The 22,166-nt window shown below is 34.5% G+C and carries 16 protein-coding genes and 1 riboswitch; of the genes, 12 read left to right on the top strand and 4 right to left on the bottom strand.

Annotated features, from left to right (window positions below; genetic code table 11):
- Positions 1–95: 95 nt before the first annotated feature.
- From ACN0TY_RS14715 to ACN0TY_RS14705, 3 genes are all read right to left on the bottom strand, one after another.
- Positions 96–719 carry a bifunctional nuclease family protein gene (locus tag ACN0TY_RS14715; RefSeq protein WP_236959873.1) on the bottom strand — a complete coding sequence of 208 codons (624 nt, stop codon included), beginning with the start codon at positions 717–719 and terminating at the stop codon, positions 96–98.
- Between the two features lie 86 nt (positions 720–805).
- Positions 806–1,774 (bottom strand): electron transfer flavoprotein subunit alpha/FixB family protein, encoded by a 969-nt coding sequence (locus ACN0TY_RS14710; RefSeq protein ID WP_417445088.1) that lies wholly within the window; start codon positions 1,772–1,774, stop codon positions 806–808.
- Positions 1,775–1,871: 97 nt separating this feature from the next.
- Entirely contained in the window at positions 1,872–2,612 is a 741-nt protein-coding gene (locus tag ACN0TY_RS14705) for an electron transfer flavoprotein subunit beta/FixA family protein (protein WP_236959875.1), read from the bottom strand.
- Between the two features lie 176 nt (positions 2,613–2,788).
- On the opposite strand from ACN0TY_RS14705, the gene ACN0TY_RS14700 reads away from it, so the two are divergent.
- The 4 genes from ACN0TY_RS14700 to ACN0TY_RS14685 all read left to right on the top strand — a co-directional run bounded on the left by ACN0TY_RS14700 (position 2,789) and on the right by ACN0TY_RS14685 (position 9,470).
- A complete protein-coding gene (locus tag ACN0TY_RS14700; RefSeq protein WP_236959876.1) occupies positions 2,789–3,766 on the top strand; it encodes a pyruvate dehydrogenase complex E1 component subunit beta in 978 nt (325 codons plus the stop codon).
- 64 nt (positions 3,767–3,830) lie between these two features.
- Positions 3,831–6,323 carry a DUF5686 family protein gene (locus tag ACN0TY_RS14695; protein WP_417445087.1) on the top strand — a complete coding sequence of 831 codons (2,493 nt, stop codon included), beginning with the start codon at positions 3,831–3,833 and terminating at the stop codon, positions 6,321–6,323.
- A gap of 155 nt (positions 6,324–6,478) precedes the next feature.
- The gene (locus ACN0TY_RS14690) at positions 6,479–7,006 is read left to right on the top strand and encodes an inorganic diphosphatase (protein ID WP_236959878.1); all 528 of its coding nucleotides are present in this window, start codon (positions 6,479–6,481) and stop codon (positions 7,004–7,006) included.
- A gap of 115 nt (positions 7,007–7,121) precedes the next feature.
- On the top strand, positions 7,122–9,470 hold the full coding sequence (locus ACN0TY_RS14685) for a sodium-translocating pyrophosphatase (protein ID WP_417445086.1): 2,349 nt from the start codon (positions 7,122–7,124) through the stop codon (positions 9,468–9,470).
- A 91-nt stretch (positions 9,471–9,561) separates the two neighbouring features.
- On the opposite strand, the gene ACN0TY_RS14680 is transcribed toward ACN0TY_RS14685, so the two are convergent.
- Positions 9,562–10,179: a deoxynucleoside kinase gene (locus ACN0TY_RS14680; protein WP_236959880.1), complete on the bottom strand. Its 618-nt coding sequence runs from the start codon at positions 10,177–10,179 to the stop codon at positions 9,562–9,564.
- A gap of 400 nt (positions 10,180–10,579) precedes the next feature.
- Between ACN0TY_RS14680 and metK the strand changes: the two genes are divergently transcribed.
- The 8 genes from metK (at position 10,580) to ACN0TY_RS14640 (ending at position 22,026) form a co-directional block, all read left to right on the top strand.
- On the top strand, positions 10,580–11,836 hold the full coding sequence (metK, locus tag ACN0TY_RS14675) for a methionine adenosyltransferase (RefSeq protein WP_417445085.1): 1,257 nt from the start codon (positions 10,580–10,582) through the stop codon (positions 11,834–11,836).
- Positions 11,837–11,970: 134 nt separating this feature from the next.
- A riboswitch (SAM riboswitch) is annotated at positions 11,971–12,073 on the top strand.
- An 89-nt stretch (positions 12,074–12,162) separates the two neighbouring features.
- Positions 12,163–13,443 (top strand): O-acetylhomoserine aminocarboxypropyltransferase/cysteine synthase family protein, encoded by a 1,281-nt coding sequence (locus ACN0TY_RS14670; protein ID WP_417445084.1) that lies wholly within the window; start codon positions 12,163–12,165, stop codon positions 13,441–13,443.
- 4 nt (positions 13,444–13,447) lie between these two features.
- The gene (gene thrA, locus ACN0TY_RS14665) at positions 13,448–16,843 is read left to right on the top strand and encodes a bifunctional aspartate kinase/homoserine dehydrogenase I (RefSeq protein WP_417445083.1); all 3,396 of its coding nucleotides are present in this window, start codon (positions 13,448–13,450) and stop codon (positions 16,841–16,843) included.
- Between the two features lie 94 nt (positions 16,844–16,937).
- Positions 16,938–18,104, top strand: a complete 1,167-nt coding sequence (locus ACN0TY_RS14660; RefSeq protein WP_417445082.1) for a trans-sulfuration enzyme family protein — start codon at positions 16,938–16,940, stop codon at positions 18,102–18,104.
- Between the two features lie 198 nt (positions 18,105–18,302).
- Complete coding sequence (locus ACN0TY_RS14655) at positions 18,303–18,563, top strand: DUF2061 domain-containing protein (RefSeq protein WP_236959885.1); 261 nt, start codon at positions 18,303–18,305, stop codon at positions 18,561–18,563.
- 18 nt (positions 18,564–18,581) lie between these two features.
- Entirely contained in the window at positions 18,582–20,687 is a 2,106-nt protein-coding gene (locus ACN0TY_RS14650; RefSeq protein ID WP_236959886.1) for a nitrite reductase, read from the top strand.
- On the top strand, positions 20,674–21,435 hold the full coding sequence (cobA, locus tag ACN0TY_RS14645) for a uroporphyrinogen-III C-methyltransferase (protein WP_236959887.1): 762 nt from the start codon (positions 20,674–20,676) through the stop codon (positions 21,433–21,435). The genes ACN0TY_RS14650 and cobA overlap by 14 nt, the downstream gene beginning before the upstream one ends.
- Before the next feature lie 12 nt (positions 21,436–21,447).
- A complete protein-coding gene (locus ACN0TY_RS14640) occupies positions 21,448–22,026 on the top strand; it encodes a precorrin-2 dehydrogenase/sirohydrochlorin ferrochelatase family protein (protein WP_236959888.1) in 579 nt (192 codons plus the stop codon).
- Positions 22,027–22,166: the final 140 nt, after the last annotated feature.

Below are 22,166 nucleotides of genomic sequence, written 5' to 3'. Positions count from 1 at the left end.
TAATTAGTAATGTATAGCATGAATCTACTTGCTAAGTCCATTTTATTGCGCTCCCTTTATTTTTGTTAATAGTTTAAAGAAAGATTTCTAAATATTTATTTCTCTTCTCTTTTCGAGATTTCGTCTCTTATTTTAGCTGCTTTTTCATAATCTTCATTAGAAACAGCACTGTCAAGCATGGTGTATAGTTCTTGAAGTGATTGAGCATTGTACGATGTTTCATTTTTTGGAACCTCTTCATTGCTAAAAATCTCATCTACACTAATGCTTTCTTTACTGTCTTCTTCTCCTTCTTCTTTGGGTGAGAATTTTAAAAAGATTCCAGCTTTATCAAGTATGTTTTTGTAGGTAAAAATAGGAGCATTAAAACGTAATGCTAATGCAATGGCATCACTAGTTCTAGCATCTATAATCTCTTCGATCTTATCTCGTTCGCAAATAATACTAGAATAGAAAACACCATCTACTAATTTATGAATTATAACCTGCTTTACCACAATTTCGAACCTATCTGCAAAACTTTTAAATAGGTCGTGGGTAAGAGGCCTTGGTGGCTTTATTTCTTTTTCAAGGGCTATAGCAATAGATTGAGCTTCGAATGCACCAATAACAATTGGTAGCTTTCTTTCACCGTCTACTTCGTTCAATATTAGGGCGTAAGCTCCATTTTGGGTCTGACTATAAGAAATCCCTTTTATGTTTAATTTTACTAAACTCATACATCATTAAAAATAGCAAAGGCTGTCTAAACAATGGGCAGATCCCATAATTTAGACAGCCCTTTAGGGGCACAATTTAACAAAAATTATGCGTTATTCGCTTTAAATTCTTTCAATTTTTCTATTAGTTGAGGAACTACTTCAAAGGCATCTCCAACAACACCGTAGTCAGCAGCCTTAAAGAAAGGAGCTTCTGGGTCGTTGTTAATAACAACTTTTACTTTAGAAGCATTTATTCCTGCTAAATGTTGAATTGCTCCAGAAATACCAATTGCGATATACAAATTTGCGGCTACAGGTTTTCCTGTTTGTCCAACGTGTTCTCCATGTGGACGCCATCCCATATCAGAAACTGGCTTAGAACATGCCGTTGCAGCACCTAAAACATCTGCTAATTCTTCTACCATTCCCCAATTTTCAGGGCCTTTTAACCCACGACCTGCAGAAACTACAATTTCAGCATCTGCAATTGTTACTTGTCCAGTAACCTTGTCTACAGAAGTTACTTCCGTAGAGAAATCTCCTTCATTTAATGAAGGTGAAAAATCTTCAGCAGTAGCAGCACCATCGCTTTCTTTTAATCCGAAGGCATTTTTAGATAAACCTAAAAGTTTTACATCCGTAGTAATTTCAGTAGTATTAAAAGCCTTATTTGTAAAAGCAGTACGTTTTACTTTAAAAGGACTATCACTTTCTGGTAATGCAACTACATTTGGTGCGTAACCTGCATTAAGATTGATGGCCAATATAGGTGCCATGAATTTAGCATTAGCGCTAGAACTTACTACTACAACTTTACTGCTTTCTTTATCGGCAGCTTGTTTTAGTACATCAGCATAGGCTTTTGCATTAAAATTATTTAATTTATCATTTTTAACGGAAAGAATTTTAGCAACTCCATATTTACCTAGTTCGCTAGCATCATCTGCATTTATAGTAACTGCAGTTACATCAGTCCCAAGCATATCGGCAATACCTTTAGCATAAGACGCAACTTCAAGAGCTGTTTTTTTAAGTTTTCCGTTTTCCGTTTCAGTATAAACAAGAACAGACATATATTTTTTTATTATAAAGTTATAAAGTTGAATTTTTAAAAGTTAAGCTATAGAGTATATCATATAGCTGTCTTTATATATTTCACTTTGTATATTGTTATATTACTTTAGCTTCGTTGTGTAAAAGACTAACGAGTTCGTCTAAATTATCTGGTGAAACTAATTTTATTGCTCCTTTAGCATCTGGTTTCTCAAAAGCAACAGCTTTAGTTGTGTTTTCACCAGCTACAGGCTCCATTACATTAAGAGCTTTTTTACGAGCCATCATAATACCTCTCATGTTAGGTATTTTAAGATCACTTTCTTCTACCAATCCTTTTTGTCCACCAATAACAAGTGGGAAAGTGGTTTTAAGCGTTTCTTTACCACCGTCAATCTCACGAATAGCGGTAGCAGTTTCTCCTTCTACCTCTAAACTGATACAATTATTTACATAATTAGCTCCTAATATGGTAGCTAACATTCCAGGAACCATCCCTCCGTTATAATCGATAGATTCTCTTCCGGCAATCACTAAGTCATAATCGCCTGCAATAGCAGCTAATTGCTTTGCAACAAAAAAACCATCCGTAGGATTTGTATTAATTCTTATAGCTTCATCTGCACCTATGGCCAACGCTTTTCTAAGTGTAGGCTCTGTTTCTGCACCTCCAACATTCACTACAGTTACTGTAGCTCCTTGTTTCTCTTTGAACCACATGGCACGTGTTAATCCAAACTCATCGTTTGGGTTTATAACAAATTGCACACCATTTGTATCAAACTTTGAATCTCCGTCAGTAAAATTTATCTTTGACGTAGTGTCTGGTACGTGGCTTATACACACTAATATCTTCATATTTTAGGTAATTTTTTGTGATTTTACTAAATGAGTTACGAAGATACTGATAATTTCTAAAATATGCTATGCATGCATAATAATTTTTTATTAAAATCTTATTAAGATAGTTGTTTTAGAATTACTATTTTTGCTATGCTTAAAAAAATAGACTTTAATAATATCAAATAAAATAGATGAAAACAATTCAGTTTAGAGAAGCAATAGCCCAGGCGATGAGCGAAGAGATGCGTGCAGATGAATCCATTTACTTAATGGGAGAAGAAGTAGCAGAATACAATGGTGCTTATAAAGCTTCTAAAGGAATGTTGGACGAGTTTGGCCCTGATCGAGTTTTAGATACACCAATTTCTGAGCTTGGTTTTGCTGGAATAGGTGTTGGTTCTGCAATGAATGGAAACAGACCTATTATTGAATTCATGACTTTCAACTTTGCATTAGTTGGAATCGATCAGATAATTAACAATGCTGCAAAGATCCGTCAGATGTCGGGTGGTCAATTAAGTTGTCCAATCGTTTTTCGTGGTCCTACAGCTTCTGCTGGTCAATTAGGAGCAACACACTCTCAAGCTTTTGAAAGTTGGTTCGCTAACTGTCCAGGACTAAAAGTGGTGGTTCCTTCTAATCCATATGATGCAAAGGGATTATTAAAAGCTTCTATCCGTGATAACGATCCTGTTATTTTTATGGAGTCTGAGCAGATGTATGGTGATAAAGGTGAAATTCCAGAGGATGATTATACAATTCCATTAGGAGTAGCAGATATCAAAAGAGAAGGGAATGATGTGACTATTGTTTCATTCGGAAAAATTATTAAAGAAGCATATAAAGCAGCTGAAGAATTAGAAAAAGAAGGAATTAGCTGTGAGATTATTGATCTTAGAACAATAAGACCAATGGATCATGATACGATTTTAAAATCAGTAAAGAAAACAAATCGTTTAGTGATTTTAGAAGAAGCTTGGCCTTTCGGAAATATAGCTACAGAGATTACATACCAAGTGCAATCTCAAGCATTTGATTTCTTAGATGCTCCAATTATCAAAATAAATACAGCAGATACTCCTGCACCATATTCACCTGTTCTTTTAGAAGAATGGTTGCCTAATTCTGGTGATGTTGTTAAGGCTGTAAAAAAAGTTTTATACAAATAAGCGATTTTTTTCGTTAATATAACTTCACTGACTATATTTAGCCAGTGAAGTTTTTTATTTATTTATGAAGTATATACTATCCTTATCCTTATTATTTTTTTCAATAACACTTTGTGCACAAACTAAAGTTAGCGGTGTCGTTGTTGACGGTTCAGGGATAGAAATTCCTTATGCTAATGTGATGTTTCCTAACTCTACAGAAGGAACTATTACTAATGAAGAAGGGCGTTTTTATCTAGAATCTGATACTACTTATGACCTTCTTTCCGTCACTTTATTAGGATATGCTTCAGAAGAAATTAAGCTAGAAAAGAAAGTTAATTACGATCTTAAAGTAGTTTTAAGAGAAGGAGAAGAGCTCGATGAAGTAGTTCTTTACGTAGGAAAGCAGCCTAAAAAAGGAAATCCTGCAATTGAAATTCTTAAAAAAGTTTGGGCAAAGAAGCGCCAAAATGGTATTTATCTTTTTGATCAATATAAATACGATAAATATGAAAAAATAGAATTCGATTTCAATACTATCGATAGTGCTTTTATGAGCAAGAAGATTTTTAATGGAATGGAATTTATTTTTGATCAAGTAGATACTTCTAATGTAACTGGTAAAACATATCTTCCAATTTTTATTAATGAAGCGGTCTCCGAAGTGCATGGAGATAATAAGATTAATGAAAAAATAGAAAGACTTGTAGGGAATAAGAACTCTGGTTTTAGTACCAATCAAAGCGTAATATCTTTTGTAAAAGACCTTTACGCGGACTATAATATTTACAATAATTATATAAAACTCTTCAATAAGAGCTTTGTAAGTCCGCTATCAAAAACTGGAGTGGATGTCTATAATTATGTTCTTACCGACAGTTCTTACGTAGATAATAAGTGGTGTTATAATATTGTTTATTATCCTAGAAGGAAAAATGAAATGACCTTTAAAGGTAATTTTTGGGTGAACGATACCACTTTTGCAGTTAAAGACATAAATATGCAAGTGTCTAAAAGTGCTAACGTAAACTGGGTTAAAGAATTATATATCGAACAAGAGTTTGAAGTGCTTAACGATTCTGTTTTTCTACTGAAAAGGGATTATTTGTTGAGTGATTTTAGTTTGCGAAAAAAAGAGGAGTCACGTGGACTTTACGGAAAGCGAACTACAGTTTATAATAACTACGAATTTAATAAGGAGAAGCCTAAAAGTTTTTATACAAAGCGGGTAGATCCTTATAATGAGTTAATTTATAATCGAGATACTACCTTCTGGGCTGAAAATAGGTTAGAAAGCTTAAATGAGGATGAAAAAGGGGTTTATAAGATGTTAGATACTCTAAAAACAGTCCCTAAGTTTAAGCGCTTATACGATTTAACAACTATTTTAGTTTCTGGTTATATTGAGATTCCGAAGTTAAATTTAGATTTCGGACCTATATACTCAAGTTTTGGATATAATGAAGCTGAAGGGATTCGACTTCGTGCAGGAGGAAGAACTTATTTTGGTCCAAATGATCCATGGAGATTACAAGGGTATACTGCTTACGGTTTTAAGGATAAAAAGTTTAAATACGGGTTTTCTGGAAAATGGCTTTTAGATAGAAAAAATAGATTGATTATTTCTGGAGGTACTCGTAGAGATATCGAGCAATTAGGAACAAGCTTAACTTCTTCGTCTGATGTTTTAGGAAGAAGCTTTGCGTCTTCTGCAATTTTCACCGCTGGAAGTAATAATACTTTAACGGATATCAATCTTACTACTTTTGGGATAGAGTATGAGCCTTTGAAGAATTTTGTTTTAAAGACAGAAACAAACTTTAGAACCTTACGCTCAGCATTGCCAGATGATTTTAATTTAGATTATGTGGATCCAGATGCTCCAGGAGGAATTTCTAGCGAAACCAAGCAATATGATGTTAATATTTCTTTGGATGTAACTCCAGGTAGAAAAACAACTGGATATGGAGTGGAGAGAAATGATGTGAATCGTAATTATGCTCGTTTATATTTAGTTTATACCGCGGGATTAAAAGGCTTTTTAGAAAGTGATTTTAATTATGAGAAGCTACAATTTTATTATCGTCAGCCGTTTCAATTAGGAGGGCTAGGGCGTACCATAACAACAGTAGAAGCAGGGAAAACTTTTGGAGAAGTGCCTTTAAGTTTGTTAAGTCCTATTCCAGGTAACCAGACTTATTTTTCCATCTTTAATACATTTCCTAACTTAAATTTCTATGAGTTTGTAACAGATACGTATGTTTCTGGGCAGATTGAACATAATTTTAACGGAAGGTTGCTAGCTAAAATTCCGTTTATGAAGAAATTAGATTTAAGAGAGATTGTAGGCTTACGAGCTGTATGGGGAGAGATTTCTGATGCTAATATTGCATTAAGTGCACCAGCGGGAGCTATGCTTAGAGCTCCAACAGATGAAGTTTACTACGAGTATTCCTTTGGAATTGCTAACATTTTTAAACTCCTTCGTATAGATTTTAACTTCCGAGGTAATTATTTAGATATTCCAGATGCTAGGCCGTTCTCTATTACAGGGAATTTGGAGTTTGTGTTTTAAGGCACATAGGATAAAGACTATACTTTCAATCAACTAAATTATTCTTTCGTTGCTTTTAATGTCGAAAATGATTACTTTTGCACTCCATTTTAAAGAAGTATCTAACAAATTTTGAATTCAAAATCTGAATTCAGGATTTATAATTTAAAGAATAAATGAGTTCAGATCAAATAAAAACTTTCGATGTTTTAATCGAAATTCCAAAAGGGAGTAGAAACAAGTACGAGTACGATTTTAAATTGAAAAAAATACGTTACGATCGTATGATATTCTCTTCGATGATGTATCCTGCTGATTATGGTTTTATTCCAGAAACATTGGCTTTAGATGGTGATCCTTTAGATGTTTTAGTTTTAGTTACAGAGCCAACTTTTCCTGGTTGTGTAATGGAGGTGAAACCAATCGGAGTTTTCCATATGGAAGATGAAAAAGGACCAGATGAGAAAGTTATCTGTGTGCCAGTTTCAGATCCAATTTGGAATCGTGTAAACGATTTGAGCGAATTGAATCCACACTTAATTAAAGAGATCGAACATTTCTTCCAAGTTTATAAAGATCTTGAGGAAAAGAAAGTTTCTATCGGAGGATGGGGAGCATTAGAAGATGCTAAAGATATCGTTGCAAAATGTATCAACCGTTACCAAGATAGTGATGTTCCTAGAGAAGAGGTAAGCATCGACTAAAGAGAAAGTATCTTATATTTTATATAGAAAGCAATAGCCCAAAAGGTTATTGCTTTTTTTATTCTACTGATTTCCTTACATTTATAAGAATATAATTATTAACTAACTTATAAATATGGAATCGAATATTATTTATGTACCTATGTTAATGGCCATTCTAGGCCTTATTTTTATGGGGATAAAAGCTGCATGGGTAAAGCGCCAGCCTGCCGGAAATGAAAAGATGCAATCTATTTCTAAAAGTATAAAAGAAGGAGCGCTCGCTTTTTTAAATGCTGAATACCGTCTCTTAGTTATTTTTGTAATAATTGCAGCTATTGCTCTATTCGGAATTTCAATCGTTGTAGATACAACAAGTTGGATGATTGTTCCTGCATTTGTTATTGGTGCTGTTTTTTCTGCTTTGGCAGGGAATATAGGAATGAGAATTGCAACAGAGGCAAATGCAAGAACTGCACATGCTGCTAGAACTAGTTTGCCACAAGCACTAAAAGTATCTTTTGGAGGAGGTACTGTAATGGGACTAGGAGTAGCTGGACTTGCAGTTTTGGGACTATGTTTGTTTTTTCTAGTTTTTACAGGTCAGTTTATAGGAGGAGAAGGTTCTTTTTATGATAATATGACGATTGTTTTAGAAGCTTTAGCTGGATTCTCTTTAGGTGCAGAATCCATTGCCTTATTTGCGCGTGTTGGTGGTGGTATTTATACCAAGGCTGCCGATGTTGGTGCAGATTTGGTAGGTAAAGTTGAAGCAGGAATTCCAGAGGATGATCCTAGAAACCCTGCAACCATAGCAGATAATGTTGGAGATAATGTTGGAGACGTAGCTGGAATGGGAGCTGATTTATTTGGTTCTTATGTAGCCACAGTACTTGCCGCCATGGTGTTAGGTAATTATGTTATCCGAGATATGAGTATCGATGCTCCTTTTGCAGATGATTTTGATAATATGGGTCCGATTCTGTTGCCATTAGTAATTGCAGGAGTGGGAATTTTGGCGTCTATTATAGGAACTTTTTTAGTGAAAATATCTAGTAACGATGCTAAAGAGCCAGAGGTTCAAAGGGCATTAGATACAGGAAATTGGGTTGCTATTTTATTAACGCTGTTAGCAAGTTACTTCTTAATAGATCATATGTTGCCAGAAACAATGAATATGAAGTTTTTTGGAAACGATTACACCGTAGCAGTGTCATCTATAAATGTATTTTGGTCAGCTTGTATTGGGTTAGCGGTGGGAGCACTTATCTCTTATGTAACTTCATATTATACAAGTTTAGGGAAAAAACCAGTATTGGATATTGTAAAAAATAGTTCTACGGGGGCAGGGACGAATATTATTGCTGGTTTGGCGGTAGGTATGATGTCTACCTTTTGGTCTGTTTTATTATTCGCAGCTGCAATTTATGGATCTTATGAATTTGCAGGTTTTTATGGAGTAGCAATAGCTGCTTCTGCGATGATGGCTACTACAGCTATGCAGTTAGCAATAGATGCTTTTGGACCAATTGCAGATAATGCTGGGGGTGTTGCAGAAATGAGTGAGTTGGAGCCTGAAGTAAGAGAGCGTACAGATATTTTAGATTCAGTAGGGAATACAACCGCAGCTGTTGGGAAAGGTTTTGCAATTGCTTCGGCGGCATTGACCTCTTTGGCTTTGTTTGCAGCTTATGTAACTTTTACAGGTATCGATGGGATTAATATTTTTAAGGCGGATGTATTGGCTGCACTCTTTGTTGGAGGAATGATACCCGTTGTTTTTTCTGCATTAGCAATGAAGTCTGTAGGGAAAGCAGCCATGGAAATGGTGCAGGAAGTTCGAAGACAGTTTAGAGAAATTCCAGGGATTTTGGAGGGTACAGGTAAACCTGATTATGGTAAATGTGTAGAAATATCTACCAAAGCAGCATTAAAGGAAATGTTGTTGCCTGGACTGCTAACTATCGTTACTCCTATTCTTATAGGGCTAGTTTTCGGAGCGGAGCCTCTTGGAGGTTACATGGCTGGTGTTTGTGTTTCTGGAGTAATGTGGGCAATCTTTCAAAACAATGCTGGTGGTGCTTGGGATAATGCGAAAAAATCTTTTGAAGCAGGAATAGAAATCAATGGAGAAATGACGTACAAAGGTTCTGATGCTCACAAGGCCGCAGTTACTGGAGATACTGTAGGAGATCCATTTAAAGATACCTCAGGGCCATCAATGAATATTCTTATTAAATTGACGTGTTTAATTGGGTTGGTAATTGCTCCTATTTTGGGCGGACACTCTTCAGAAGCAATGGTCTCTAATTCGAAAGAAATTATTCAGAAAGAAATCCGTGTTACAGCTGATGATCAAGAGACTGCAAAGGCAGTAATTACAACTCATAAAACTGTAAATGGAGAATTGGTAACAACAGAAGTTGTAGTAGAAGGAACTCCCAAAGAAATTGAAAAGCAAGTAAGAGCTTTAAAGGAGGAATAACATAAGAATTAATTCAATATAAAAAGCGCCTGATTTCTCAAGCGCTTTTTGCATTATATAAAGTGCTTTAATATTTTCTTGGAGAGATATTTTACTCAAACAATCCGTTAATTTCAGCATCAATTTTATTAATAATCTCTCCTAAATCTTCAGGATTGTCAACAAAATTATATTTATCTACATCTATAATCAGTAATTTACCTTTATCATATCCGTGAATAAAAGCTTCATAACGTTCATTTAATCTACTCAAGTAATCTATGGAGATTGAATTTTCGTAGTCTCTTCCTCGTTTATGAATTTGGTTTACTAAGTTTGGAATAGAACTTCTTAGATAAATTAATAAATCTGGAGATTGTACAAGACTCTCCATCAAATTAAATAGCGAAGAATAATTTTTGAAATCTCTATTAGTCATCAATCCCATAGAATGCAGATTGGGAGCAAAGATATAAGCATCTTCATAAATAGTTCTATCCTGAATTATTTTCTTCCCGCTTTCACGGATCTCAAGAATTTGTCTAAATCGACTATTTAAGAAATAGATTTGCAGGTTGAAGCTCCAACGTTCCATTTGGGTGTAGAAATCATCTAAATAGGGATTATCTACTACGTCTTCAAAATGGGGTTCCCAATTAAAATGTTTAGATAGGAGCCTTGTTAAGGTAGTTTTTCCTGCGCCAATATTACCTGCAATTGCAACGTGCATGGGATTTTTGTTTTAAAGTTAATTATAAACTTCGGTAAAGATACAAGATATGATGGTGTGATGAAAAATAATTTCTTTTACTTTAATACATAAAATTTAATGTTGTAAAAGCTTAAACTCATAAACTACTAATTAATAGTGCTCATTACGCTAACTATTATTTTAGTAGAAAAATCTAGCTACTTCCAAACAAGCGGACAACAGAAAATTAGAAAGAACTAAAAATAAAAAAGTGTTAAACATTTTTCAGTTTCAATCTTATTCTTACATTTGTACCAGAATTTTGAGGAAAGATTTGACTGATTGCCACCTCGTAAAAAAAGAGCTAAAGCAGTGAAAACTCCTTTAGACGTGCCTGTCAAAATTCTTCTTCAATACATAGTTTATAAAGAGTATTTTTATGGCATATTTATTTACATCCGAGTCCGTTAGTGAAGGACATCCAGATAAAATTGCAGATCAGATTAGTGATGCACTTCTAGATAATTTCTTAGCATTTGATCCAGAAAGTAAAGTGGCTTGTGAAACGTTGGTTACAACGGGGCAGGTAGTGCTTGCTGGAGAAGTAAAGAGCGCTACATATTTAGATGTTCAGTCTATTGCTAGAGAGGTAATTAATAAAATAGGATACACAAAAGGAGCTTATCAATTTAGTGGAGATTCTTGTGGTGTTATCTCTTTAATTCACGAGCAATCTCAAGAAATAAACCAAGGGGTAGATAGAGCTTCCAAGGAAGAACAAGGAGCTGGAGACCAAGGAATGATGTTTGGTTATGCTACTAACGAGACTGAAAACTACATGCCTTTAGCGTTAGATATTTCTCATAAGTTGCTATTATCACTAGCAGATCTTCGAAGAGAAGGGAAAGAAATCACGTATTTACGTCCAGATGCAAAAGCTCAAGTTACAATAGAGTATTCAGATGATAATGTTCCGCAGCGAATTGATACCATAGTTATTTCTACACAACATGATCAGTTTGATGCTGATGATGAGAAAATGCTAAATCAGATTAAGAAAGACATCTTGGAGGTTTTAATTCCAAGAGTGGTAGCGAAATTACCAGCATATGTACAGGAGTTATTTAATGATAAAATAAAATATTATATCAATCCAACTGGTAAGTTTGTAATTGGTGGCCCTCATGGTGATAGTGGACTTACAGGAAGAAAAATTATTGTAGATACTTACGGAGGTAAAGGTGCACATGGTGGAGGAGCTTTTAGTGGAAAAGACCCAAGCAAAGTAGATAGAAGTGCTGCTTATGCAGCTAGACATATAGCTAAAAACTTGGTTGCAGCTGGAGTTGCAGATGAGGTTTTGGTGCAAGTAAGTTATGCAATTGGAGTAGTAGAGCCTACATCGATTTTTGTAAATACTTATGGAACTTCTAAAGTTGGTTTAACTGATGGAGAGATTGCTAAGAAAGTGGCAGCGTTATTTGATATGCGTCCCTTTGCAATAGAAGACCGATTGAAGCTGCGTAACCCTATTTATTTAGAATCTGCAGCTTATGGTCATATGGGAAAACAACCAAAAACAGTTACAAAAGTTTTTGAATCTCCCTACAATGGTAGAATTGAAAGAGAAGTTGAGCTTTTTACATGGGAAAAGTTAGACTTTGTAGATAAAGTAAAAGAAACTTTTTCATTATAATTAGATTTCTTACGCTAGATTTGGAAAATCGAAAATAATTTCTGAATCTTTGAGTTCATTGCCTTAAATTTAAAGTTTAAGGAAAAATATTAAGAAAATCCCACTAAGTGGGTAAGTTCATACATAATTTGATAGTGTTATCAAGAAAGGCGGAAGGAATAGACCTGTCGATGCCTTAGCAACCCTTTATCTATAAAGAAGGTGCTACATTCTACCACATTTGTGGATAGATAACAAGAATTTAATTCTTACGCGTTTACGCTTTTCTTGTTAACATATAATATGCTGATTATTCAGCTAGGATATAATTGTAAAAATATAGAAAAATGAGTAAACAAAAATTTTCGACTGACGCACTTCATGCAGGTCACGATGTAACAGCCAACGGAGGAACAAGAGCAGTACCTATTTATCAAACCTCTTCTTACGTATTTAATAATGCAGATCACGCTGCAAATCTTTTTAACTTATCACAGCCAGGATATATTTATACAAGGTTAAATAATCCAACAAATGATGTGTTAGAAAAACGTCTTGCAGCTTTAGATGGAGGGATTGCTTCTGTGGTAACTGCTTCAGGAACTGCGGCTATTTCTACAGCATTATTAGTGCTGTTAAAAGCTGGAGATCATATTGTAGCTTCGAGTAGCCTTTATGGAGGAACTTATAATTTATTGAGTAACACCCTGCCGAGACTAGGTATTACAACTACATTTGTAGATCCAGATGATGCAGGTAATTTCGCTGCAGCTGTAAAAGATAATACTCGTGCTTTTTTTATTGAATCCTTAGGAAATCCTAAATTGGATGTATTAGATATCAAATCAATTTCTGAGGAAGCAAAAAAAGCAGAAGTCCCTTTGATTGTAGATAACACAGTAGCTACTTCTTATTTAGTAAAACCTATTGAGCATGGGGCGAATATTGTTGTTCATTCTTTAACGAAATATATCTGTGGAAATGGAACCTCTTTGGGAGGAGTCATTGTAGATGCAGGTACTTTTAATTGGGCAAACGGAAAATTTCCTGAATTTACAGAGCCTTGCCCTAGTTATCACGGTCTTATTTATCACGATGCGTTAAAAGAAGCTGCTTTTATTGCAAAAGTAAGAATAGAAGGACTAAGAGATCATGGAGCGGCATTGAGTCCGTTAAATGCTTTTCAGATTTTACAAGGATTAGAAACCTTGTCAATACGTATCAAGAAACATAGTGAAAATGCATTGGCATTAGCAAAATGGTTACAAGAGCAAGAAGAAGTAGCTTGGGTGAATTACCCAGGTTTGGAAGATAATAAATATAAAAAATTAGCTGATAAATACTTGCCTGAAGGACAAAGTGGATTGGTTACTTTTGGAGTAAAAGGAGGTTTTGAATCGGCCAAAACAGTAGCAGACAATACTGAGATATTCTCCTTATTGGCAAATATTGGGGATACAAAATCATTGATTATTCACCCTTCCAGTACAACGCATCAGCAGTTAGATGAAGCGGCACAAGCTGCAGCGGGAGTAACAACAGATTTGATCAGGATTTCTGTGGGTCTTGAAGATTTAGAAGACTTAAAATCTGATTTAAAACAAGCATTACAACATATAAAAAGTTAAGACGTTGAAAAACGATTTGTTACATATTTCATTAAAAAAGTATACCACATTAAGCGGCGTTACACAAGATATAGACTTGTCTTATCAGGTCTTTGGAAGAGCATTGCATACAGCGCCAATTGTGATGGTTAATCATGCGCTTACCGGAAATTCTGATGTTAGCGGTGTAAATGGTTGGTGGAAAGATTTAATTGGAGACGGAAGGGCAATAGATACCAATAATTATACGGTGTTGGCATTTAATATTCCAGGAAATGGGTATGATGGATTTGTAATAGATAATTACAAAGACTTTGTAGCTAGGGATATAGCACGTATTTTTTTGAAAGGACTAGAGGCTTTAAAAATTACTAAGTTATATGCGCTTATTGGCGGTTCTTTAGGAGGTGGAATTGCTTGGGAAATGGCTGCTTTAAAACCAGATATTACTCAACATTTTATTCCTGTAGCAACCGATTGGAAATCTACGGATTGGCTTATTGCAAATTGCCAGATTCAAGAGCAATTCTTAGTGAACTCTAAGCAGCCTGTGCACGATGCACGAATGCATGCCATGCTTTGTTATCGTACGCCAGAATCTTTTAAAACACGTTTCAAACGTACTACAAATGCAGAGTTGCAGGTGTTTAATGTGGAGAGTTGGTTGTTGCATCATGGAGCAAAATTGCAAGAGCGTTTTCAATTATCAGCTTATAAATTAATGAATCAACTACTAAAAACAATAGATGTTACTCGAGATCGCTCAGAACACTTTGATATTTTAGAATCTATAGATGCCAATGTGCATATTGTAGGAGTGAGTTCTGATTTATTTTTTACTGCTGAAGAAAATAGAGAAACATATAAGCAATTAGCACAATCTAGTGATCGTGTGCGTTATGGAGAAGTAGTTTCTGTACACGGACATGATGCTTTTTTAATAGAATATGAACAATTAGAAAAAATAATAGGAGGAATTTTTGAGTCTTCCTTGAAAGATAATAAAATGAAAGTATTAAAATTTGGAGGGAAATCCTTGGCAAATGGCAACGGTATTAATAATGTTATCGAAATCATAGAAAATAAGGTAAAAGAAGGAGAGAAAATAACAGTTGTAGTTTCTGCTAGAAATAATGCAACCAATGAGTTGGAGAATATTTTGGAAACTGCGGCTACAGGTCAAGATTATGCTCATCTATTTGAAGCTTTCAAAAAATATCAGACGGAAGCTTATAAAAGTGCAGATTTATCAGTAGAATTTGACCGACTTGAAAAATTGTTTTCAGGAGTAAGTCTATTGGGAGATTGTAGTACTAAGATTAAAGACGAGGTGTTGGCTCAAGGAGAAGTGATTTCAGCAAAATTAATTACTGAAATTCTCCAAGGGAAAGGAGTTAAAGCTAATTTCACCGACTCAAGATCTCTTATAAAAACAGATGAGAAGTTTGGTGATGCACAGCCGTTAGAAAAAGCATCCAAAGAAAACGTACTTAAACATTTTGCAGCTCATAATGGAGATACGGTAAATGTTGTAACTGGTTTTATAGGTTCTAGTGTTAACAATGAGACCACAACATTAGGAAGAAACGGAAGTAATTATACGGCTTCGTTATTGGCAAATTTCTTAGATGCTGGAGAATTACAAAGTTTTACTCATGTAGATGGTATTTTTACAGCCAATCCAGATTTGGTGCCTAGCGCTCAAAGAATTGAAGAATTGTCTTTTAATGAAGCAAATGAGTTAGCAAATTTTGGAGCTACGATTTTACATGCAAAAACAATTATTCCTCTAATTGAAAAAAATATTCCGCTTAGAATATTAAATACTTTTAATCACGATAATAAAGGAACACTTATAACTGCAAATCCAAAGAAAGAAGGTATAAAATCACTTTCTGTACTAGAAAATGTAGCTCTAGTAAATCTTGAAGGGCGTGGTTTGTTAGGAAAAGCAGGAGTCGATGCGCGTATATTTAATGCTTTAGGAAGAAAAGATATTAGCGTTAGTATTATTTCTCAAGGTTCTTCAGAAAGAGGAATTGGAGTGGTAGTAAATGCAAAAGATGCTACGGAAGCAATAATCTCTTTGGAGAAGGAGTTTGAAAATGACTTCTATTCTAAAGATGTTAATAAGATTTCTGTTGTAGATGATGTTTCTGTAATATCTATCATCGGTCAAGATCTTAGTACGTTCCATAAACCATACAATGCTCTTATTAAGAATCAGGTAATTCCTATTTTATTTAATAATACAGTTACAGGAAAGAATGTGAGTTTAGTTGTGAAAAAATCACAGCTTCATAAAGCATTGAATGTAATTCATGGTGAGATTTTCGATATCTCGAAAAAAATAAACATCGCTATTTTTGGTCACGGATTAGTAGGAGGAACTTTAATAGATCAGGTTCTTACTTCCGCAGCAAATATCGAGGAGCGTAAAAAATTAAAGATTAATATTTTTGCAGTAGCAAATTCTCGTAAAGTATTGCTAGCTAAGGATGGCGTTACTTCTGAATGGAAAGATGAAATTAAAAACTCAACAGCTCCATCAAATATCCAAGATGTAATTGATTTTGCAAACGATCATCATTTAGAAAACCTTATTGCGATTGATAATACGGCTAGTAAAGATTTTGTTGGAAACTATACAAAGTTGGTAGAAAATGGATTCGATTTGGTATCATCAAATAAAATTGCAAATACTTTAAGCTTCGATTTCTATGAAGAATTAAGAAGTCTACTGGATAAAAATCAGAAGCAATATCTATATGAAACAAATGTTGGAGCAGGATTGCCATTAATAGATACTATTCGTATTTTACATTTATCAGGAGAGAATATTACTAGAATCCGAGGTGTTTTTTCAGGAACATTAAGTTATTTATTTAATCAATTTTCTTCTGAAGAAAAACCTTTTAATGAGATCTTAAAAGATACCATTGATAAAGGATTTACAGAACCAGATCCAAGAGAAGATCTGAATGGAAATGATGTTGGTAGAAAATTATTAATTCTCGCTCGTGAATTGGATCTTAAAAATGAATTTGAAGATGTTAATATTCAGAATTTAGTTCCAGAGAAATTAAGAGAAAAAGAAGTGCCTGAGTTTTTAAATAGCTTAGCTGAGTTTAATGCTCCGTATCAAGAAATTAAAGAAAATCAGGAAAAAGGAAATGTACTCCGTTATGTTGGAGACTTGCATGGAGATTTACAACAGGATAAAGGAGTTTTAGATGTTAAATTAGTTTCTGTGCCAGCAGATAGTGTTTTAGGACAAGTGAAAGGGGCAGATTCTATTTTTGAAATTTATACTGAATCTTATGGTGACCGACCGATAGTTATTCAAGGAGCAGGAGCAGGAGCTGCAGTTACTGCAAGAGGAGTTTTTGGAGATATTCTTAAGTTGGCAGAGAGAGGATAAAAAGTATTAAGAATATATAAGTAGCATAGATTAAGAGTAAATAAATTTTGTATCAAGTGTAATAGCTTGGTGCATATAGCAACAATAAAATATTATGAGTAAGGAACATTTTGAAACTGATGCGATAAGAACTCAAATTGAGCGAACAGAATTTTTGGAACATTCTGCTCCCATTTACTTATCGTCAAGTTTTGTTTTTGAGGATGCGGAAGATATGAGAGCATCTTTTGCGGAAGAAAAGTCGCGTAATTTATACAGTCGTTTTACAAATCCTAATACCACGGAGTTTGTGGATAAAATGTGTAAGATGGAAGGAGCGGAAGCTGGTTATGCTTTTGCAACTGGAATGTCTGCGGTTTTTTCAACTTTTGCAGCATTACTAAATAGTGGCGATCATATTGTTTCGGCACGTTCTGTTTTTGGATCAACACATTCGCTTTTTACAAAGTTTCTTCCGAAGTGGAATATAGAAACATCTTATTTTAAAATTGATGAGGTAGCTTCTATTGAAAGTTTAATTAAGCCAAATACGAAAGTTCTTTTTGCTGAAACTCCTACAAATCCTGCTGTAGATGTTTTAGACCTTGAATATTTAGGGCAAATAGCAAAAAAGCATAATTTAATTTTAATTATAGATAACTGCTTTGCGACACCATATTTACAAAAGCCAATTGATTTTGGAGCTCATATTGTTGTGCATTCTGCTACAAAATTAATTGATGGACAAGGACGTGTGCTTGGAGGCGTAGCTGTTGGACCTGCAGATTTAATAAGAGAAATTTATTTGTTCTCAAGGAATACAGGTCCTGCTTTATCACCATTTAACGCGTGGATTCTTTCTAAAAGTTTAGAGACCTTGGCAGTTCGTGTAGATCGCCATTGTGAGAATGCATTGAAAGTAGCAGAGTTTTTAGAATCTCATAGCAATGTAAATTTTGTAAAATATCCTTTCTTAAAGTCGCATCCGCAGTATGAAATTGCTATTAAGCAAATGAAAAAGGGAGGAAGCATAGTTGCTTTTGAAGTAAAAGGAGGTGTTGAAGCAGGAAGAAAATTCTTGAACAATATTAAGATGTGTTCATTATCTGCTAATCTAGGAGATACAAGAACCATTGTTACACATCCAGCTTCTACAACACACAGTAAATTGTCTGAAAAAGATAGATTGCAAGTTGGAATTTCTGATGGCTTGGTAAGAGTTTCAGTTGGACTAGAAACTGTAGAAGATATAATTGCAGATTTAAAACAAGCCTTGGGGTAAAAGAGGTAACTTGTTTAAATATAGTTGAATAGAAAAGGTTGTGATAAAATCACAACCTTTTTTTGTGATGATTTTTCAATTCTTACATTCTTTAGTTAAAAATCTTAAAAATCGTTGGGATTTCTCGAATTATATATTACTTTCGCTTTTAAATTCTATTAACCTATCGATTAAGTAGAGTATTAAAAGAAATTGACGATGATATTAGATAAGGTATTTCAGGGGAATCGCAGTAAGGAGGGGAGTGAAAGAACGCTTTCTGGCGACAAAGTAAGTAGAAGTATAGCAAAATCTGTAAGCTGGAGAATTGTGGGAACATTAGACACCGTATTAATCTCATGGTTTGTAACTGGAACCTTAACATTGGCTTTGTCTATAGGATTGATAGAATTGGTGACCAAAATGACACTTTACTTTTTTCATGAACGTATTTGGGAAAGAATTAAGTGGGGTAAATAATTAAGAAAATTAAGAAACATGCAAAGTTTTAGAACAGAAATTGAAAATCCGGTTGTAGAGAAAGACATAATAGACTTAGAGAAGAGAATTCGTCTTTTTAGAGAAGGAAAGGTAGATGAAGAGGGTTTTAGGAGTTTACGTTTAGCTCGTGGGATCTATGGTCAACGACAAGAGGGAGTTCAGATGGTTCGTATTAAATTACCATACGGAAAAGTAACTTCGAATCAGTTGTTGCGTATTTGCGATGTTTCGGATGAGTATTCTAGAGGGCGTTTGCATATTACAACACGTCAAGATATTCAGATTCATTACGTGAGTCTTGATAGAACACCAGAGTTGTGGGCAGAATTAGAGCAAAGCGATGTAACAATTAGAGAGGCTTGTGGGAATACAGTTCGTAACGTAACGGCGAGTCCTGAGGCTGGAATAGATCCAAAAGAACCTTTTGATGTTTCAGCGTATGCTCATGCTGTTTTTAAATTCTTTTTGAGAAATCCTATCTGTCAAGAAATGGGAAGGAAATTTAAAATCTCATTCTCATCTACAGAAGCTGATACTGCAATCTCTTATATTCATGATTTAGGTTTTATAGCAAAACTTAAAGATGGTCAGAAAGGATTTAAAGTAATGTTGGGTGGTGGTTTAGGATCTCAACCTAGACATGCAGATGTAATGTATGAATTTATACCAGAAGATCAGGTTATACCTCTAATAGAAAGTACGCTTAGAATTTTTGATAGGCATGGAGAGCGTTCAAAACGTTTAAAAGCTAGAATGAAATTCTTACTAAAAGACATTGGTTTAGATGGCTTTTTACAGTTAATAGAAGAAGAAAAGTTAGCACTTTCTTATCATTCATATCCAATTAGTGAAGAAGGTTTTGAATTAAATCAAGCGGCATTAGATGCAATTTCTATTCCAAAGGTAGATTTAAAAGATGTAGAAGGGTATAGAAAGTGGAGAGATTCTAATGTATCACCACAGAAACAAGAAGGTTTGTTTTCTATCGGAATAAAAGTCCGATTAGGAGATTTTTACACGGATAAAGCTAGAAAGCTAGCAAATTTGATAAAGAAATATGCTGCAGATGAATTAAGGCTTACCCTGCGTCAAGATATATTAATTCGTCATGTAAAAGAAGACTTGCTACCTCTATTTTATTTGGAATTAAAGGAGCTTGGTTTTACAGATTTAGGTTATAATTCTACGGCAGATATTACAGCTTGTCCAGGTACAGACACGTGTAACCTTGGTATAGCGAGTAGTACAGGTATTTCAGATGTTTTAGAAAAAGTACTTATAGAAGAGTATCCTCAATATAGAGATAATCGAGAAGTAGCTATTAAAATTAGCGGATGTATGAACGCATGTGGGCAGCACAACATGGCTCATATAGGTTTCCAAGGAATGTCTATTCGTACAAAAGACAAATTAGTAGCTCCAGCATTACAAGTATTATTAGGAGGAGGGATTCTAGGAAATGGAGAAGGAAGATTTGCTGATAAAGTTATAAAAGTACCATCTAAAAGAGGACCACAAGCACTGCGTTTAATTTTAGATGATTTCGAGAAGAATAAGGAAGAAAGTGAGGATTTCCTTGCGTATTATGACAGAAAAGAACAAGTTTATTTTTATGATTTTCTGAAACCTTTGTCAGATACAGATAATTTATCTGAGAATGATTTTGTAGATTGGGGGAATGATAAAAAGTATGTTCAGGAAGTAGGAGTAGGAGAATGTGCCGGCGTAGTAATTGATTTGGTAGCTACACTTTTATATGAAAGCGTGGAGAAGATAGAAAAGGCTCAGTTGTCTTTAGAAGATAAAAGATGGGCGGATAGTATCTATCAATCATATACCTCATTGATAAATACAGCGAAAGCATTATTAATAGGAGAAAATAAAAAGACCAATACTCAAGTGAGTATCATAAATCAGTTCAATGAAGTGTTTGTTGCAACCGGAAAGATTTCACTAAATCTATCTTTCCCTGATCTCGTTTATCAAATTAAAAATAATAAACCATCTGAAACATTTGCCAAATCTTTTCTAAAAGATGCGCAAGCTTTTTATGATAAAGCAGATGCTTTCAGAAGATTTGAATTAGCTAATGCAGACAAATAACCAACCAAAACTGACTTTAATAGGAGCAGGTCCGGGAGATCCGGATTTGCTTACTGTTAAAGGTATGAAAACTTTACAGACCGCTAATGTTGTTTTATACGACGCATTGGTAAATCCACAATTGCTAACGTATGCGCCGAATGCGGAGCATATTTTTGTGGGAAAGCGAAAAGGATGCTATGCCTTTCAGCAGGAACAAATAAATGAACTTATTGTAAGTAGCGCAAAAGCTAATGGCCATGTAGTGCGCCTAAAAGGAGGAGATCCTTTTGTTTTTGGAAGAGGTTCCGAAGAAATGGAATATGCCATTGCTCATGGAATAGAAACCGATTTTATTCCTGGAATATCATCAGCGTTAGCAGTTCCTGCTTATCAGAATATTCCATTGACAAAAAGAGGGAGTTCAGAAAGTTTCTGGGTAATCACGGGCACCACTAAAGCTCATAAACTTTCAAATGATGTTGTTCTGGCTTCTAAATCATCAGCAACAGTAGTGATACTTATGGGAATGAGTAAGCTTTCAGAAATAACAGCATTATTTAAAAAAGAAAATAAACATGAAGTTCCTGTAGCTATTATTCAAAGTGGGACGACTCCTGAAGAGAAGATAGGAGTGGGAACTATTGATACTATTGAAGCAATTGTAGTGGAACAGCAACTTACCAATCCGGCAATTATTGTAATTGGTGAAGTGGTAAAACATAGAGAGAAGATATTGGAAATTAGTAGTGAGGTAGCTACTGTTTAATAGTGAGCGAAGATGGAAGAGCGAAATGAATTGTATCCTGTTTTTTTAAAGGTAAATAATCTGAATACACTTATAGTAGGTGGTGGAAATGTTGCTTTAGAAAAGCTTACTTTTTTACTGAAATCGAGTCCAAATGCTAAAGTGCAAATGGTGGCTCCCTATTTTAGAGAGGAAACTATAGCTAAAGCAACAGCTCATAATGTAGAAATGATTGAAGATGTGTATGCTGAGAATTATTTAGCAGACAAGCATATTGTGATAGCGACTACAGATAAAGAGGAAGTAAATGTTCAAGTTTATAAAGACTGTAAAGAGGAAAATATTTTGGTAAATGTAGCGGATAACCCACCATACTGCGATTTTTATATGGGAGGGATTGTTACAAAGGGAAATGTGAAAATAGCTATTTCTACCAACGGAAAATCTCCTACTACAGCAAAAAGATTACGACAGTTTTTTGAGGAGGTGATTCCAGAGAATATTGATGATCTTGTTCAAAACCTGAATAAATATAGAAAGACGATTAAAGGAAATTTTGAGGAAAAGGTTGATAAATTAAACGAATTCACGAAGAGTTTAGTTGAGAAATAGAAAAAGAAAAAAGTTAGAAATGTTATTGTAAATCCCATTATTAAGATGGGGAAAGTTAAAAGTTATGATTAAAACAGATATACTAATAATAGGAGCAGGGCCAACGGGATTATTTACGGTTTTTGAAGCAGGTTTATTAA

It is taken from the genome of Joostella sp., assembly GCF_048266025.1.
Taxonomy (GTDB): Bacteria; Bacteroidota; Bacteroidia; order Flavobacteriales; family Flavobacteriaceae; genus Galbibacter; species Galbibacter atrarenae.
This window is presented reverse-complemented; position numbering and strand designations above follow the sequence as displayed.

What these genes read in the sequence shown, in the direction of transcription:
- metK (WP_417445085.1), top strand. Translation starts at nt 10,580, where the DNA reads ATGGCATATTTATTTACATCCGAGTCCGTTAGTGAAGGACATCCAGAT.
- ACN0TY_RS14715 (WP_236959873.1), bottom strand. Translation starts at nt 719, where the DNA reads ATGAGTTTAGTAAAATTAAACATAAAAGGGATTTCTTATAGTCAGACC.
- ACN0TY_RS14700 (WP_236959876.1), top strand. Translation starts at nt 2,789, where the DNA reads ATGAAAACAATTCAGTTTAGAGAAGCAATAGCCCAGGCGATGAGCGAA.
- ACN0TY_RS14705 (WP_236959875.1), bottom strand. Translation starts at nt 2,612, where the DNA reads ATGAAGATATTAGTGTGTATAAGCCACGTACCAGACACTACGTCAAAG.
- ACN0TY_RS14655 (WP_236959885.1), top strand. Translation starts at nt 18,303, where the DNA reads ATGATATTAGATAAGGTATTTCAGGGGAATCGCAGTAAGGAGGGGAGT.
- ACN0TY_RS14695 (WP_417445087.1), top strand. Translation starts at nt 3,831, where the DNA reads ATGAAGTATATACTATCCTTATCCTTATTATTTTTTTCAATAACACTT.
- ACN0TY_RS14660 (WP_417445082.1), top strand. Translation starts at nt 16,938, where the DNA reads ATGAGTAAGGAACATTTTGAAACTGATGCGATAAGAACTCAAATTGAG.
- ACN0TY_RS14685 (WP_417445086.1), top strand. Translation starts at nt 7,122, where the DNA reads ATGGAATCGAATATTATTTATGTACCTATGTTAATGGCCATTCTAGGC.
- cobA (WP_236959887.1), top strand. Translation starts at nt 20,674, where the DNA reads ATGCAGACAAATAACCAACCAAAACTGACTTTAATAGGAGCAGGTCCG.
- ACN0TY_RS14650 (WP_236959886.1), top strand. Translation starts at nt 18,582, where the DNA reads ATGCAAAGTTTTAGAACAGAAATTGAAAATCCGGTTGTAGAGAAAGAC.
- ACN0TY_RS14670 (WP_417445084.1), top strand. Translation starts at nt 12,163, where the DNA reads ATGAGTAAACAAAAATTTTCGACTGACGCACTTCATGCAGGTCACGAT.
- ACN0TY_RS14680 (WP_236959880.1), bottom strand. Translation starts at nt 10,179, where the DNA reads ATGCACGTTGCAATTGCAGGTAATATTGGCGCAGGAAAAACTACCTTA.
- ACN0TY_RS14710 (WP_417445088.1), bottom strand. Translation starts at nt 1,774, where the DNA reads ATGTCTGTTCTTGTTTATACTGAAACGGAAAACGGAAAACTTAAAAAA.
- ACN0TY_RS14690 (WP_236959878.1), top strand. Translation starts at nt 6,479, where the DNA reads ATGAGTTCAGATCAAATAAAAACTTTCGATGTTTTAATCGAAATTCCA.
- ACN0TY_RS14640 (WP_236959888.1), top strand. Translation starts at nt 21,448, where the DNA reads ATGGAAGAGCGAAATGAATTGTATCCTGTTTTTTTAAAGGTAAATAAT.